Raw genomic sequence first — 14,513 nt, forward strand, 5'->3', positions numbered from 1 at the left:
CGCATCCGGCAAAATTCTAATGAGAATGACAACCACGAGGGCGGCCGCAGCCACAAGTCCGTGGATTTTCATCCTGAAGGGATTGCATGGCCGCTTCACGCCCTCTTGCCTTATAGCCATGTATTGCTGGTGCGGACAAGCGTTGTTTGACTGCCCCTCCGCAAGCAGGACAGTAGGGCGCGGGCTCGTTCATGCCATGATAGGCTTCAAAATCCTGGTTGCAAGCCAAACAATGGTACTCATAAGTGGGCATCATCTTCTCCTTAAGATATCACGATTACTTAGCGCCCATTTCCCTGCTGGTATTAACCTTATCGCTCACCGCGCCATGGGGAGGTCGCAGGTGGCTTGTCTCTACCTCCCAAATCCAACCACTGACAGTCACATGATTAGGAATCAAGGGATGATTCCGGACATATTCAACCTGTTTAGCGCAAATATCATCCACGTTGTCGAAGAGGCGAATCCATTTGCCAAAGGCGCCTGCATCAAGCTTTAGCTCAGGCAGTGAAGGATCAACTGGGATATTGTCCAGATCAATGCCTTGATCCTTGAGGGCGTTGACCAGGGTATCCGTATGGGCAGACATCATGCCACACTCGGTATGATTAATGATGACGATTTCTTGGGTTCCAAAAAACTGACAGGTGAGCATCGCTGAGCGAATTGCATCATCCGTAATGAGACCTCCGGCGTTGCGGAAGACGTGGGCATCGCCACGATCGCCTCGAATTCCCAATGCTTCATCGACAGGCAAGCGTTCATCCATACAGGCACAGACCCAAAGACGGCGATTGTTGGGAATACCCAATTGGCGTCGTAGGGCCCAATTTTTGCGTTGGGTATAATCGGCTTCTAACTGCTGTTTCAAGCTCATCTTATTAGTCCTCCCATGGAATACAAAAAAGGGTTAATGGGCAAACATAAGTTTAGGCCAAGGCTTTTTCTGTCTGCAGCAGTTTTTGCTCTGCCCATTGTTGGGAGGTTGCATAATCTATTTTGCCACTAGCAAGGAGCGGGACTTCTTCTACCACGAGAATCCGGCGGGGTACACTAAGTTCGCTGAGTCCCTCCGCCTTTGCCTGTGCCAACAGGGGGCGTCGTTCGGCGTCTCTCTGTTCTGTGAGCAGTACCAATTCTTCCCCCTTTTTAGCATCTGGCAGGGAAACGACGGCATGGCGCACATCTGGCCAGACGCTGGAAGCCAATGCTTCCGCTGTGGTCAAGGAGACCATCTCGCCGGCAATCTTGGCAAAGCGCTTGGCACGACCCTGGATAGTAAGATAACCCTCTTCGTTAATGCTGACGATATCGCCGGTGTCGTACCACCCTCTGCCACGGGGCGTATGGGGGGGGTGTAACTGTCCGGGGGCGTGATGTAATAAATAACCTAGCATGACATTGGGTCCGCGAACTTCTAAGCGCCCCCCCTGGTGGATGCCTTCCACGGGCTCAAGATGGTATTCAATTCCGGGGACCAGTCGCCCCACCGTGCCTGAACGGTGATCGATGGGGGTATTAACGGCCAATACCGGGCTGGTCTCAGTCACCCCATAGCCCTCGAAAATACGGATTCCAAACTTCTCGACCCATAGCCGGCGGGTGGGTTCCTGCAACTTTTCCGCCCCTGCAAATACATAGCGTATGCTATGAAAGTCATAGGGGTGGGCATGTTGGGCATAGCCGGCTAGGAAAGTATTGGTGCCAAATAAAATAGTGGCGTTGACATGGTAGGCGACTTCGGGAACCATCCGATAATGCAGCGGTGAGGGGTATAAGAATAGAGGAACGCCGGAAAGGAGGGGTAACAGGGTGCCCACCGTTAACCCAAAGGCGTGGAAGACGGGCAAGGCATTAAGGACCAAGTCCTCTCGCGTGAAATCGATACGGCTTGCGACTTGCTGAATATTGGCCAGAAGGTTGGCATGTGACAGGACTACCCCCTTGGGCGTTCCTTCAGAGCCAGAGGTAAATAAAACCACGGCCGGATCGTCAGGGGTAGCTTGGGGGACGGTGTGGCAATAAGCGGCACGGGCAAAACGAGAACGTATTGTGGCTTGCAGGAGCTTCCAGGGACCGATGTGTTGGCGTAAATCTTCTAAATAAATTAACCGAACCTTGCGGGCCAGGGTCTTCGCCACGGCCTGTAATTCGGCCGCTTCGATAAAACGCCGTGAAGTATATACGGTGCCAATGCCGCCCGCTTCGATAGCAGCAGAAAGGCCACCGGCACCGGTGGTGAAATTCAACATGGCGGGTACTCGGCCCTGGCTGTGCAAAGCGAAAAAGAGGACCGCGGTGCTTAAAGCATTAGGCAATAATACGCCGACGTATTCTCCTGGCTGAGTCTCTCGTGCCAGCACCGAACCTAACAGAAAGGCTCGCTGCACCAGCCGGTTATAGCGTATGGGCTGGCGGTCTAAGTCCTGGGCGATTGGGAGGTTCCCGCCATGCTTTTGGCGGGCATCTAGCAAAGCCTCGAAGACTGTGCGGCGATAATGGCTGTTGGAGAACTTTATCTCCGTGATGGTCTCCTGTAGCCGTGCTTCCGCCTGTCTGCGTCGTTCCCGGCTGGGCAGTTGCGGCGGTAGGGTAAAGTCCTGGGGCGGTAATAGGGTAATGGTAATGGGAGGAAACCATCTGCGGCGGCTGCGCATGCAGGAAAAGGGGGTGTCTTCAGCCCCTTCAATCCGTACGGGTAGCACTGTAGCTCCGGATTTACAGGCGGCCCATCCTGGAGCGTGGTAAATTTTCATTATCGAACCTGTCGCGCTGATCCGCCCCTCGGGAAAGAGGACCACCTGACGGTGCTCGTTAAGGTGCCGAAGTAACACTTGGGGGGCAGAGGGATCCGTAAGGTCTAAAGGGAAAGTAGGGAATAGTTTGAGCCAGGGGCGTAGCCAACGGTTTTGGGCCAACTGGGGAGGGATAGCGAAGACCGTGTCCTGGGGAAGAAATGTCGCCAGGAGCAAGGGATCGAGAAAAGAGATATGGTTGGCGATTAGTAATACCCGATGGCCGGCCTTTGGGTAATGTTCCAAGCCTTTGACCCGGATCCGGTAAAAGTTCTTGAGGGAATATCGAAGCAAGGTTGCCAGCGGTTGAATCCGTGGGCTGTTTTCCTTCGTTGGTCGTGTTGTTTGGGGTTCCATGGCATTATCTTCGTGCAATTAAAAATTGAAGAGGCGCCTGTAGAACTAAGTACCTCGGCAGAAATCTTTGAATGTTGTCAGGATAACAGGGTATGTAGGTCGGGTGGAGCCTAAATGCAAGCAGGTTCTTGCAGATTTTATTTCAATTTCCCGCCAGCTCGCCCTGGGATATTACATACTTATTCTGTACATAAGTATTTAGGATAAGATAGCAGTATGACTTTATACCTCACGCTTAAATATATCCACCTCACTAGTGTAGCGACCACTTTGGTACTGTTCATTGGGCGCGGCTTGTGGATGCTGTTTTCTCCCCAGTATTTGCAGCGGCGCTGGGTCCGTATTGTCCCCCATATTGTGGATACGGTGTTATTGACGAGCGCTATTGGTTTAACGCTTATTTTGCATCAATATCCGTTCGTGGATGATTGGCTTACGGCAAAGGTCCTGGCACTGATAGGTTATATCGTTTTCGGTAGTATTGCTTTGAAGCGTGGTCGGACTAAGCCCATTCGGATCACTGCAGGGTGTGTGGCCCTGGCCCTATTTGGTTATATGGTTTGGGTCGCCCGCGGCAAGGTTCCTTTTCCATGGGGTTAATGGGTTTGAAGGTTTCCTGTGCGGGGCATCCAATGGCGCCATAGTTATCGGTTTTCGTTATGAGAAACTCGGTGAAGTACCCAGTCCATGGCGGTATGGGGAAGCAGGCGTTTCAGGGCGGCAAAAACATGAGTAGGAACAGTGACATAATAGCGTGCTCGGGGCCGCGGTGATTCTAGAGCATGGATGACTTTTTTGAGTACGGACTCAGGGGGAAGGGTAAAGGGGACGGCGGGCCCGCGTTTTTTTAGGCGTTGCTCCATAGCGCGATAGGTTTGGCGGTGAGCGCTGTGTTCAGGGTCGATGTTTTCCAGGTACTTCCGGTATGAGTTGTGGCGGAATTGGCTGCTGATGGGTCCGGGCTCAATAACAGAGACCCTAATTCCGCTTCCATAAAGCTCTAGGCGAAGGGTGTCTGCTAAGGCTTCCAAAGCATATTTGCTGGCGTTATAAGCTCCGCGAAAGGGCAAGGCGATAAAGCCGAGCACAGAACTGTTATAAATGATGCGGCCCGCACCTTGATTGCGCATGGCGGGGATCAGGCGGTTGGTCAATTCCTGAGTCCCTAGGGTATTGGTTTCTAATTGGGCCCGCAATACTTCCCGGCGTAAATCTTCCACGGCACCCGGCTGGCCGTAAGCTGCATTATTGAACAGGGCATAAAGTTGTCCCTCCGTTCGTTCCAGAACGGTGTCCACTGTATTAGCAATGGAGGCATCATCGCTGAGTTCAAGGGGAATGGCTTCTAGGCCCTCAGCCGTGAGTTCTTCAAGATCTTGGGTTTGGCGTGCCGTGGCGAAGACACGATAACCGCGGGTTTGTAATCCCTTGGCAACGCAGCGACCAATGCCGCTAGAGCAACCCGTCACCAACACGGATTTAGAAGCAAAATTCTGGATCATAAGTGCTTACAGCGTAGTTTTTCTTGTATGTTAACTTAATCGTCGCTTGCAACCTAGTCTGCGCCATTACGTCCACCTCACCAGAGGCAAACTGCACCCATCTCAACCCGGTCTCTGGGGCCCAGGCAACAAAGTATGCCAGGATGACAAGGCAAGCGCTATTGCCGCCTGCGGCAATTATTTGCCGGGTGAGGGTAGCCTGTCGGTAAGCCTTTAGTTTCTATCTATCTGATTTTTAGCACTACTCCTAGGTGGCATAACCCTTGCCTATCTTTAGGGTAATTCAGTTTATTGATTGCCGGGAGTGAGTTATGTCTATTTCCTTTGATTCGGCATTGGGAATTCATCCTTATGCTTTGAGCCTTTGGTCTCGGCGCGCCGAATTATTGGCAGCCAATCTCGCTAATGCTGATACGCCGGGCTATAAGGCAAGGGATATCGATTTTAAAACGGCCCTGCAGCAGGCTCAGGGCCAGGGAGCAGCCCTGCCACTGCAAGTCACCCATGGGAGGCATTTGCCTTCTGCGGCAGGGCATCCCCCTGGAGGAGAGGCCCTTTATCGCCTTCCCCTGCAAGCTTCCATCGACGGCAATACGGTGGATAGCCAGGTGGAGCACGGAAAATTCATGCAGAATGCGCTCCAATATCAAGCCAGCCTCCACTTCCTGAGTGGCAGCTTTAAAGGATTGCAGTCGGCCCTGAAGGGAGAGTAGCGCCATGTCGTTGTTCAACATCATCGATATTTCGGGCACTGCGATGAGTGCCCAAACCTTGCGGCTGAATACTACCGCCAGCAATCTCGCCAATGCCGATAGTGTCAGCAGTAGCGTAAATCAGACTTATCGGGCCCGCCATCCGGTATTTGCTACTGTGTTGAATGATTTTAATCAAGAGGAGGCTACAGGAGGGGTGCAAGTGTTGGGAGTGGTGGAGAGCAAGGCTCCGCTACAGCAGGAGTATGCTCCTGATCACCCCATGGCCAACGAGGCAGGATACATTTTTCATCCTAATGTGAATCCCATTGAGGAAATGGCCAATATGATTTCGGCTTCACGCAGTTATCAGAACAGCGTGGAGGTTGCCAATACTTCCAAACAGTTACTGTTACGCACCCTGCAATTGGGTGAATAGCGGATAGGGAAAGCATCAAATAATGGTTACCGCCACCCATTCCAACCTGGATATTTATAAAGAATTAGGGCTGACCCGACCACCCGATAAAAAGCCTCAAAACACCGAATTGGGGTTAGAGCAATTTCTGAAATTAATGACCACCCAGCTTAATCATCAGGACCCTTTTGAGCCCATGGATAATAGCACCTTCCTTGGCCAGATGGCTCAGTTTGGGACGGTGAGTGGAATTCAAGATCTACAAAACTCCTTTAAAGAACTCAGCGGTTCCATGCAGTCCAATCAAGCGCTGCAAGCTTCGGGTTTAGTTGGCCGCTCGGTATTAGTGCCTTCGGAGTTCGGTGCGCTGGAGGCGGAGGGCTCTTTGCGGGGAGCTGTCAAGTTGCCTTCAGAAGCAAGCAGCCTGCAATTGAAAATTTTTGATCAATCCGGCCAGTTGGTCCGGTCCTTAGATCTGGGAGCAGGCCAAAGCGGAACCGTTCACTTTGCCTGGGATGGCTTCAAGGAGGATGGGACCTCAGCCGCGCCTGGGCTTTATCAATTCAAGGTGGAAGGAGTGGTCGATGGCAGCCCCCAAGCCTTGCCTTCATTTACGGTAGCGCGGGTGGACAGCGTGGTTATCGGGGAAGGGGGCGAGGGGTTGACGCTCAATCTGGCGGGGCAGGGGTCGGTGCCTTTTGGTCAAGTGGAACAAATTTTATAGGGTCTTGGGCCGAGGAGAAATGTTATGTCGTTTAATACTTCGCTTAGTGGTCTGAATGCCGCATCCTCTGATCTGGATGTGGTCTCAAATAATATCGCCAATGCCAACACTACGGGTTTTAAAAGGTCGCGGGCCGAATTTGCCGATATTTTTGCCGTTTCCTCTTTCGGTAGCCCGAAGACGGCGGTGGGCAGTGGTGTTCTGCTCAACCGGGCAGCCCAGCAGTTTGATCAGGGAAATTTAGACTTCACGCAAAACATTCTGGATCTGGCGGTTAGTGGTCGGGGGTTTTTTGCTTTGTCCCCCAACTTAACCAACAATGAATTGGTCTATTCCCGGGCAGGTGCCTTTAGTATCAATAAGGATGGCTATGTGGTTAATGGCGCGGGTCAGTTTTTGCGCACTTATCCCGTCAACCAGGACGGCACCGTTACCGCATCGAGTTTGGAAAGCTCCCAGCCGGTGCGGCTTCCCACCTCGGCGGGTACTCCCCAAGCAACCAGCCAAGTTAGTATAGGGGCTAATCTGCCTGCGGATGCGGCTTCTCTGGACCCGGCCAATTTCGATCCTTTGGATGCCGATACCTTCACCGCTTCCACGTCGACGACGGTCTTTGATTCCCTGGGCAATAGCCACATCTCTACCTTGTATTTCGTGAAGGACACCAATAGTCCCAATCAGTGGGCCGTTTATAACGCCTTGGATGGGGCCCTCGTCAACGTCAGTGGAGGGACTGCCGGCGCGGGTGGTATCCAGTATGGGACCCTTAATTTCGATTCGTCAGGCGGCTTGATGGGGACTACGCCTAGTCCTTTGGTGACTGATCCTATTGTTCTCGGCAATGGCGCCAATGATATGACCTTGACGCTGAATTTTCCCTCCACCAACACTACCCAGGTGGCTTCGCCATTTAATGTGACTGCACTGGATCAAGATGGATTTACTTCGGGCCGTCTTACCGGATTGGATATCAGTGAAACGGGTGTCATTCGGGCCAACTTCAGCAATGGGCAAAACCTAGCCCTAGGGAAGGTAGCGTTGGCTCAATTCCCCAACGAGCAAGGGTTGCGTCAGTTAGGGAACAATTCCTGGGCGGGCACCATCGACTCAGGAGCCGCCATAGCAGGTGAGGCGGGGAATGGCAGTTTTGGTTTGATCCAGGGGGGCGCCTTGGAGAGTTCCAACGTGGATCTCACTGCGGAATTGGTGCACCTGATTACCGCCCAGCGTAACTTCCAAGCCAATGCCAGGGCCATTGAGACAGCCAGTACCCTCACGGATAGTATTCTTAATATTCGTTAAGCATTAGCAGCGGGGGGGTGAGTCAAGATGGATCGAATGCTTTATGTGGCAATGACGGGGGCCCAGCAGATGATGCAGGCCACTGCCGCTAATAATCACAATTTAGCCAATCTCAATACCACAGGATTTCGAGCTGATTTATCCCAGTTCCGCAGTATGCCTGTGTTTGGTGAAGGTTATCCTACCCGGGTCTATGCCATGGCGGAACGCCCTGGCGTGGATTTCACCCTGGGGGCTCTCCAAAGCACTGGCCGGGAATTAGATGTGGCGGTCCAGGGAGAGGGCCTGATTGCTGTGCAGGCTTTCGATGGAACCGAAGCCTATACTCGGGCAGGCAATCTTAAAATTTCCAGCAATGGGATTTTGACCACAGGGGCAGGCCAGCCGGTCCTGGGGGAAGGTGGACCGGTGGCTGTTCCGCCGGCAGAAACGGTGGAAATCGGAACCGATGGCACCATTTCCATCCGCCCCCTCGGGCAAGAGGCCAATACCTTAGCTGTATTAGATCGGATCAAGCTGGTGAATCCTCCCTTGGCCCAGTTAAAAAAAGGCGAGGACGGTTTGTTGCGGCTAGCGGAGGGTGCTGTAGCTCCGGCAGAGGCCTCAGTGTCTCTAGCCTCAGGGATGTTGGAAGCTAGCAATGTCAATGGAGTGGACGCCATGGTGGAAATGATCGCCCTAGCTCGCCAGTATGAAATGCAGGTCAAGATGATGCAGGCAGCAGAGGATCTAGATGCCTCTTCAGCCCAAATGCTTCGAATGGGTTAAAAAGACGAGACGGTTTAAATTTTAAAATAAAGAGGGAATGGGCCATGAATCAAGCTTTATGGATTGCCAAGACCGGCCTTGATGCGCAACAGACCCGCATGGCGGTCATCTCCAATAACCTTGCCAATGTCAATACCACCGGTTTTAAACGCGGCCGGGCCGTATTCGAAGACTTGCTTTATCAAACGGTACGCCAGCCGGGGGCCCAGTCTTCCCAGAACACCCAGTTACCTTCAGGGCTAATGCTAGGTACGGGAGTACGTACTGTCGCCACTGAGAAACTCTTTTCTCAAGGGGGCATTGCTCAGACTGAAAACCCCCTTGATCTGGCTATTCAGGGGCGGGGTTTTTTTCAGATCCTCATGCCTGATGGCAGTCTAGCTTATACCCGTGACGGTACCTTCCAAGTGGACGCCGATGGCCAGTTGGTGACTTCCAGCGGTTATCCCGTGGAGCCCCGGATTACTATTCCCGAAGGCGCCCTCTCTGTCACCGTCGGCTCTGACGGTATCGTGTCGGTATTGGTGGCGGGGGACACTGCGCCTACTCAACTGGGAAATGTTCAATTGGCCGATTTTATCAATCCGGCTGGATTGCAGCCCATCGGTAACAACCTCTTCAAGGAAACCGCCTCTAGCGGTGTCGCCCAAACGGGAATTCCAGGGCTTACCGGCTTTGGAACCTTGGTCCAAGGCGCTTTAGAGGGCGCTAATGTGAATGTGGTGGAAGAGTTGGTCAATATGATTGAAACCCAACGGGCCTACGAAATGAATTCTAAAGCAATTGCGGGTACGGATGAGATGCTCCAATTTGCCACCCAGACTCTTTAAAAATTATGAAACTCAGGGGCGGCAAAACCGGTAATGCTTCAAGCATGAGCATCAATATCTCGACAAAAGCTTTGAGGTATTGGAGCGAAGGGGTGGTGTGGAGCCAGGGGACAGGGATGTCTCTACAAACCCTTTTTTCAGGGAGGAAAAACGGGTTTGCAAAGCATTACCCCCTCGCTCCTAAACATTCCCCATATTTTATTCATAGATACTTAAAAAACATCATTATCAGCGTGGTGGGCATTGCCCTTATTACGGGCTGTGCGGCCCAGGCACCCAAACCGGATCCCAATTTCGCGGCAACCCGTCCTGGGGCAACGCCACCACCTCAGCATCACAACGGGGCGATTTATCACGCTGGGTATGAGATCTCATTATTTACCGATTACCGGGCGCGGCAGGCCGGTGATGTGCTGACTATTGTGCTGGAGGAGCGCACCGATGCGGAGAAAGAAAGTGACACCGCCATCGACAAGGAAACCAGTTATTCTCTAACTAATCCCACCTTGCTGGGTTCTGCCGTCCAATTCGATACCCCTAAATGGTTTCCTTTAGCCAGTAACAAGAACAATTCCCTGGAAATGGCCGCTGCGGTTGAAGGTGCCTTCTCCGGAAGTGGAGATAGCAGCCAGAATAACCGCCTCGATGGCCATATTACTGTCACTGTCGCTGAAGTGTTGCCAAACGGCAATCTTATCGTCCAAGGGGAGAAGGTCATTACTATCAACCAGGGCAACGAATATCTGCGAATCTCCGGTATTGTCAGTCCCCGGGATATCCAGCCGGACAATACGGTGTCTTCTTTAAGGCTTGCGGATGTCCGTCTCGCCTATGTGGGCGATGGCGCAACCCAGGATGCCAATCGAATGGGTTGGCTCACCCGGCTTTTCTTTAGCAAATTTATGCCTTTTTAAGTGATTTCACCTGGCCCCCTATCCCCGGCTAACGGCGGAGGTTTCCCACGGAGTTTTGCTGTGAAAATAACTCAGACCCTCTTCCTAGTGGTTTTGCTTTGTTTAAGTCAGGCGGCCCAAGCTGAGCGGGTAAAGGATCTGGCCGCCATCGCTGGGGTTCGCAGCAACCAACTGGTGGGTTACGGCCTGGTGGTGGGGTTGGATGGCACGGGAGACCAGGTGACTCAGGTGCCCTATACCACCCAAAGCCTCAGAAACATGCTGCGGGAGTTTGGGATCAATTTACCCCCCGGTGTTAACCCTCAGCCTAAAAATGTGGCGGCAGTTTCTGTTCATGCCCAATTGCCTCCCTTTGCTAAGCCTGGTCAGCAGATTGATATTACCGTCTCCTCACTGGGTAACGCCAAGAGTCTGCGTGGCGGAAGTCTGTTGTTGACTCCCCTCAAGGGCGCTGACGGCAGAGTCTATGCCATGGCCCAGGGCAATCTGGTGGTAGGGGGATTTGGTATCGAAGGAAATGATGGTTCCCGGGTGACCGTCAATGTACCCAGCACCGGACGTATCCCCAACGGAGCTACGGTGGAGCGGCATGTGGTTAATCCCTTTAATGATGGCGACCATATTGTCCTTAACCTCCATACCTCGGATTTCACTACCGCTAACCGGGTTGCCGTGACTATCAACCAGGCGATCGGTGCCGGCACTGCCCGTCCCTTAGACGGGACATCGATCCAGGTTAACGCACCTCCTGCTCCGGCCCAGCGGGTCAGCTTTGTCTCCTTGCTGGAGAACTTAGAGGTCGAACCCGGTGAGGCCGCGGCGAAGGTGGTTATCAATTCTCGCACCGGGACCGTGGTGATCGGCCAGCATGTGCGGGTGCAACCTGTGGCCGTCTCTCACGGCAGCCTGACGGTGACCATCACGGCCAATCCGGCGATTAGCCAGCCCCCTCCCTTGTCTGGTGGACAGACAGCGGTGGTGCCGCGCACGGACATTGAGGTAAAGGAAGAGGGTAGCCGGATGTTTTTATTTGCCCCTGGAGTGTCACTCGGTGATATTGTGCGGGCGGTGAACCAGGTGGGGGCAGCGCCAGGAGATTTAGTGGCGATCCTCGAAGCACTGAAGCAGGCTGACGCCCTGCGAGCAGAATTAGTCATTCTTTGAAAGCGCCTTGTGACCGGTTGATTTCTTTGTGTTCTTCGTGTCTTTGTGGTGATCTCATGAATTATCCAAGCTAAACCCATGGCCCCATCAACCACTCCACTCTACACCCATTTTGATAGCTTCACCGAGCTTCGCCAGACCGCACGACAAGCGCCGCAAGACCCCGAGACGTTGCGCCAAGTCGGGGCCCAATTTGAGTCTTTTTTTATCCAGATAATGCTAAAAAATATGCGGGAAGCCAGCCAGGGGGAAGGACTTCTGGATAGTCAGCAGGTTCAATTTTATCAAGGGCTTTTTGACCAGCAGATTTCCCTTGAGTTGGCTCGTAAGGGAGGATTGGGGTTGGCGGAGATGATTGCTTCCCAGTTGGGAAACAAAGTCCCGGGGAAAGAATCCCTGCCTTCAGTCCAGAAAACCGCCATTTCCCGTGCTCCAATAGAGAGAATAGAGAGAGTCACGGTCACCGAGAAGCCGGAACCCGCCTTGGCAACGCCGGCTGAATTTGCCCAAACCCTTTGGCCTTATGCCCAGGAGGCGGCACGTGCTCTTCAGGCCGATCCCCGGGTGCTTCTTGCTCAAGCCGCTCTAGAAACGGGATGGGGGCGGCAGATCCTCCGCACTGAGACCCAGGAGAGTAGCTACAATCTGTTTAATATCAAGGCTGACGGTCAGTGGCAGGGCCCAGTGACTCAGGTAGGTACCCTCGAATACCGGGAGGGGGTTGCGGTGCGTGAGCAAGCCCGTTTCCGAGTCTATGAATCCTTTGGGGAGAGTTTTGAGGATTACGTCACATTTTTGCAGCAGCAGCCCCGCTATCATCATGCCTTAAGCCATACTCGCAATCCTGAGAGCTTTATCCAAGCCTTAGCCGAGGCTGGCTACGCGACGGATCCTGCCTATGCAGACAAAGTATTAGGGGTTTTAAGGAGTGAGGCGTTAGGACAGGCTTTGGAGGAGATAATCAACTACCTCGGCCCTCAAGGCGGGAGTTTGTGAAAGCTCAGATTGACCCTGGAGGGGGTAATGAGGGTGAGGGTAATGAAGAGGTGCGCTTAGGGGAATTTCATCCCCGTTAGATTGTAGGCAAAGCGAAATTTACCATGGCAACAGGCGATCCACTGAGTATAGGCCTTTCCGGGCTCTTAGCCATGCAGCGGTCCTTGGCGACCACCAGTCATAACATTGCGAATGTTAATACCCCCGGTTTTTCTCGGCAGCGCACGGAATTAAGCGCTTCCTTGCCGGAGTCTACAGCTAAGGGATTTATTGGTACCGGGGTTAATGTTGCCACGGTGCGTCGCGCCTATGATGCCTTCTTAACCGAACAGGTACAAGGCTATACTTCTGAGTACGCCCAATTCGAAACCTTTCATGATTTGGCGGCTCAGATTGACAATCTTTTTGCGGACCCTGAGGCCGGCTTATCCTCCTCCTTGCAGCAATTTTTTAATTCAATGCAAGAGATGGCTGATGACCCCTCTGCGCTGGCAGCTCGCCAGACATTGCTCACTGAAGGTGAAGTGTTGGCTGCCCGTTTTCATTTTCTCGATGGCCGCCTGCGTGATCTCCATGATTCGGTGAATACTCAACTTCGGGACACAGTGGTGGAAGTCAACACTCTTACCTCCTCTATTGCGAAGCTTAACCAACGTATCTTTGAATCTCATGGGCAAAATGGCAGCCAGTCGGCTAATGATTTTTTGGATCAACGGGACCAGCTCATCGGGGAGCTTGCCCAGAAAGTGGCAGTGACGGTACTTCCCCAAGATAATGGGATGCTCAATGTGCTTATTGGCAATGGCCAGCCCATGGTCGTCGGTAACCACAATAGCAAGCTAGCGATTCTTAGCGATCCCTACGATAGCTCCCGGTTAGATATCGGTTATACTACTGGTAGTGACGCTCTGAATATCTCCAACCATATCACGGGGGGGGAGCTAGGCGCTTTACTCTCCTTCCGGGACCAAGCACTGGAACCATCCCGCAATCAATTGGGTCAATTGGCGCTTGGAATTACCCAAACCTTTAATGCTCAGCATCACCTAGGAATGGATCTCAAGGGAGAGCTAGGGCGCGATTTTTTTTCCCCCATTGATTCCAGCGCTCCGGTTTCCTTGCCTCGGGCGGATAATACCGGCGATGGCGTGGTGGAGATCACTGTCAGCGATGCTAGCAAACTCACTGACAGTGATTATCGGTTGGAGCGAGATGGTGTGAGCTACACACTCACCCGCTTGTCAGATAATCAGGTTTACTCCTTGACTAATTTTCCTGGCGGTACGGAAACTGTCGATGGGCTGACCTTAGATTTAACCGCTGGTTCCATGGATTCGGGAGATAGCTATCTTATCCAACCTACCCGGGAGGCAGCCCAAAATTTTGGGGTGATGCTCACCGATGCTAGCCGTATTGCCGCCGCCGCACCGATCCGTACCGAGGCAAATCTGGGGAATAAGGGGACAGGGCAAATTTCAGCGGCTTCGGTCACCAACACCAACGGTCTTCCTTTACCTGTTAATGGGCAGATTACCCTGAGCTATGATGAGGCAACGCAACAATTCAATGTGAATGGGGGACCGGGTGGCCTGTTGAGTTATGATCCCGCGACCGAGGGTGACGGCAAGGAATTCACCTTTCCTACCTTAGGGGGGATCACCTTCACTATTTCGGGCACCCCTGCCGATGGAGACAATTTTGTTATCCATAACAATACTGGGGGCGTTAGCGATAACCGCAATGCCCTCGCAATTGCCGGATTGCAGACTGAAAGTAGCCTCCAGGGCGAGACAGCGACTTACCAGGAACATTACAGCCGCTTGGTCGTGGATGTCGGCGTCCGCACTCGCCAAGCGGAAGTGAACCGGGATACCAGTGGAGCTTTGCTAGATCAGGCCGTTGAAGCCCGGGAAGGGGTATCGGGAGTGAACTTGGAGGAGGAGGCGGCCAACTTACTCCGTTTTCAACAGGCTTTTCAAGCCGCCGCCCGGGTGATCTCGGTTGCCGATGACATGTTCCAGTCTTTGTTAGGTGCAGTAGGTAGATAATCC

The 14,513-nt window shown here is 52.9% G+C and carries 15 protein-coding genes; 11 read left to right on the top strand and 4 right to left on the bottom strand.

The annotated features are described in order from the left end of the window. Window positions 1-16 precede the first annotated feature (16 nt). Genes NHAL_RS20485 through NHAL_RS11275 form a run of 3 tightly spaced genes read right to left on the bottom strand, consistent with a single transcriptional unit; the run spans window position 17 to window position 3,152 of the window. Window positions 17-256, bottom strand: a complete 240-nt coding sequence (locus NHAL_RS20485; RefSeq protein WP_203434318.1) for an FmdB family zinc ribbon protein — start codon at window positions 254-256, stop codon at window positions 17-19. A gap of 21 nt (window positions 257-277) precedes the next feature. After that, window positions 278-877, bottom strand: a complete 600-nt coding sequence (locus tag NHAL_RS11270) for a beta-class carbonic anhydrase (RefSeq protein ID WP_013033270.1) — start codon at window positions 875-877, stop codon at window positions 278-280. Window positions 878-929: 52 nt separating this feature from the next. Beyond that, a complete protein-coding gene (locus tag NHAL_RS11275; protein WP_013033271.1) occupies window positions 930-3,152 on the bottom strand; it encodes an AMP-binding protein in 2,223 nt (740 codons plus the stop codon). A 216-nt stretch (window positions 3,153-3,368) separates the two neighbouring features. Here NHAL_RS11275 and NHAL_RS11280 point away from each other — a divergent pair, with 216 nt between their 5' ends. Then, entirely contained in the window at window positions 3,369-3,752 is a 384-nt protein-coding gene (locus tag NHAL_RS11280) for a SirB2 family protein (protein ID WP_013033272.1), read from the top strand. 44 nt (window positions 3,753-3,796) lie between these two features. Here NHAL_RS11280 and NHAL_RS11285 read toward each other — a convergent pair whose 3' ends face one another. Next, a complete protein-coding gene (locus NHAL_RS11285; RefSeq protein WP_013033273.1) occupies window positions 3,797-4,654 on the bottom strand; it encodes an SDR family NAD(P)-dependent oxidoreductase in 858 nt (285 codons plus the stop codon). A 311-nt stretch (window positions 4,655-4,965) separates the two neighbouring features. Here NHAL_RS11285 and flgB point away from each other — a divergent pair, with 311 nt between their 5' ends. The 10 genes from flgB (at window position 4,966) to flgK (ending at window position 14,510) form a co-directional block, all read left to right on the top strand. Then, a complete protein-coding gene (gene flgB, locus NHAL_RS11290) occupies window positions 4,966-5,367 on the top strand; it encodes a flagellar basal body rod protein FlgB (protein WP_013033274.1) in 402 nt (133 codons plus the stop codon). Window positions 5,368-5,371: 4 nt separating this feature from the next. Beyond that, the gene (gene flgC, locus NHAL_RS11295) at window positions 5,372-5,785 is read left to right on the top strand and encodes a flagellar basal body rod protein FlgC (protein WP_013033275.1); all 414 of its coding nucleotides are present in this window, start codon (window positions 5,372-5,374) and stop codon (window positions 5,783-5,785) included. Window positions 5,786-5,807: 22 nt separating this feature from the next. After that, on the top strand, window positions 5,808-6,488 hold the full coding sequence (locus NHAL_RS11300; protein WP_013033276.1) for a flagellar hook assembly protein FlgD: 681 nt from the start codon (window positions 5,808-5,810) through the stop codon (window positions 6,486-6,488). A gap of 24 nt (window positions 6,489-6,512) precedes the next feature. Beyond that, window positions 6,513-7,790: a flagellar hook protein FlgE gene (gene flgE, locus NHAL_RS11305; RefSeq protein WP_013033277.1), complete on the top strand. Its 1,278-nt coding sequence runs from the start codon at window positions 6,513-6,515 to the stop codon at window positions 7,788-7,790. Window positions 7,791-7,817: 27 nt separating this feature from the next. After that, window positions 7,818-8,558, top strand: coding sequence for a flagellar basal-body rod protein FlgF (gene flgF / locus NHAL_RS11310; RefSeq protein ID WP_013033278.1), 741 nt, complete (start codon window positions 7,818-7,820; stop codon window positions 8,556-8,558). A 44-nt stretch (window positions 8,559-8,602) separates the two neighbouring features. Next, complete coding sequence (gene flgG, locus NHAL_RS11315) at window positions 8,603-9,388, top strand: flagellar basal-body rod protein FlgG (protein WP_013033279.1); 786 nt, start codon at window positions 8,603-8,605, stop codon at window positions 9,386-9,388. Window positions 9,389-9,432: 44 nt separating this feature from the next. Further along, window positions 9,433-10,302: a flagellar basal body L-ring protein FlgH gene (gene flgH, locus NHAL_RS11320; protein ID WP_238985341.1), complete on the top strand. Its 870-nt coding sequence runs from the start codon at window positions 9,433-9,435 to the stop codon at window positions 10,300-10,302. 60 nt (window positions 10,303-10,362) lie between these two features. Continuing rightward, window positions 10,363-11,466 carry a flagellar basal body P-ring protein FlgI gene (locus tag NHAL_RS11325; protein WP_013033281.1) on the top strand — a complete coding sequence of 368 codons (1,104 nt, stop codon included), beginning with the start codon at window positions 10,363-10,365 and terminating at the stop codon, window positions 11,464-11,466. 78 nt (window positions 11,467-11,544) lie between these two features. Further along, a complete protein-coding gene (flgJ, locus tag NHAL_RS11330; RefSeq protein WP_013033282.1) occupies window positions 11,545-12,462 on the top strand; it encodes a flagellar assembly peptidoglycan hydrolase FlgJ in 918 nt (305 codons plus the stop codon). Between the two features lie 104 nt (window positions 12,463-12,566). Next, window positions 12,567-14,510, top strand: a complete 1,944-nt coding sequence (flgK, locus tag NHAL_RS11335; protein ID WP_013033283.1) for a flagellar hook-associated protein FlgK — start codon at window positions 12,567-12,569, stop codon at window positions 14,508-14,510. Window positions 14,511-14,513 lie beyond the last annotated feature (3 nt).

It is taken from the genome of Nitrosococcus halophilus Nc 4, from assembly GCF_000024725.1.
Taxonomy (GTDB): Bacteria; Pseudomonadota; Gammaproteobacteria; order Nitrosococcales; family Nitrosococcaceae; genus Nitrosococcus; species Nitrosococcus halophilus.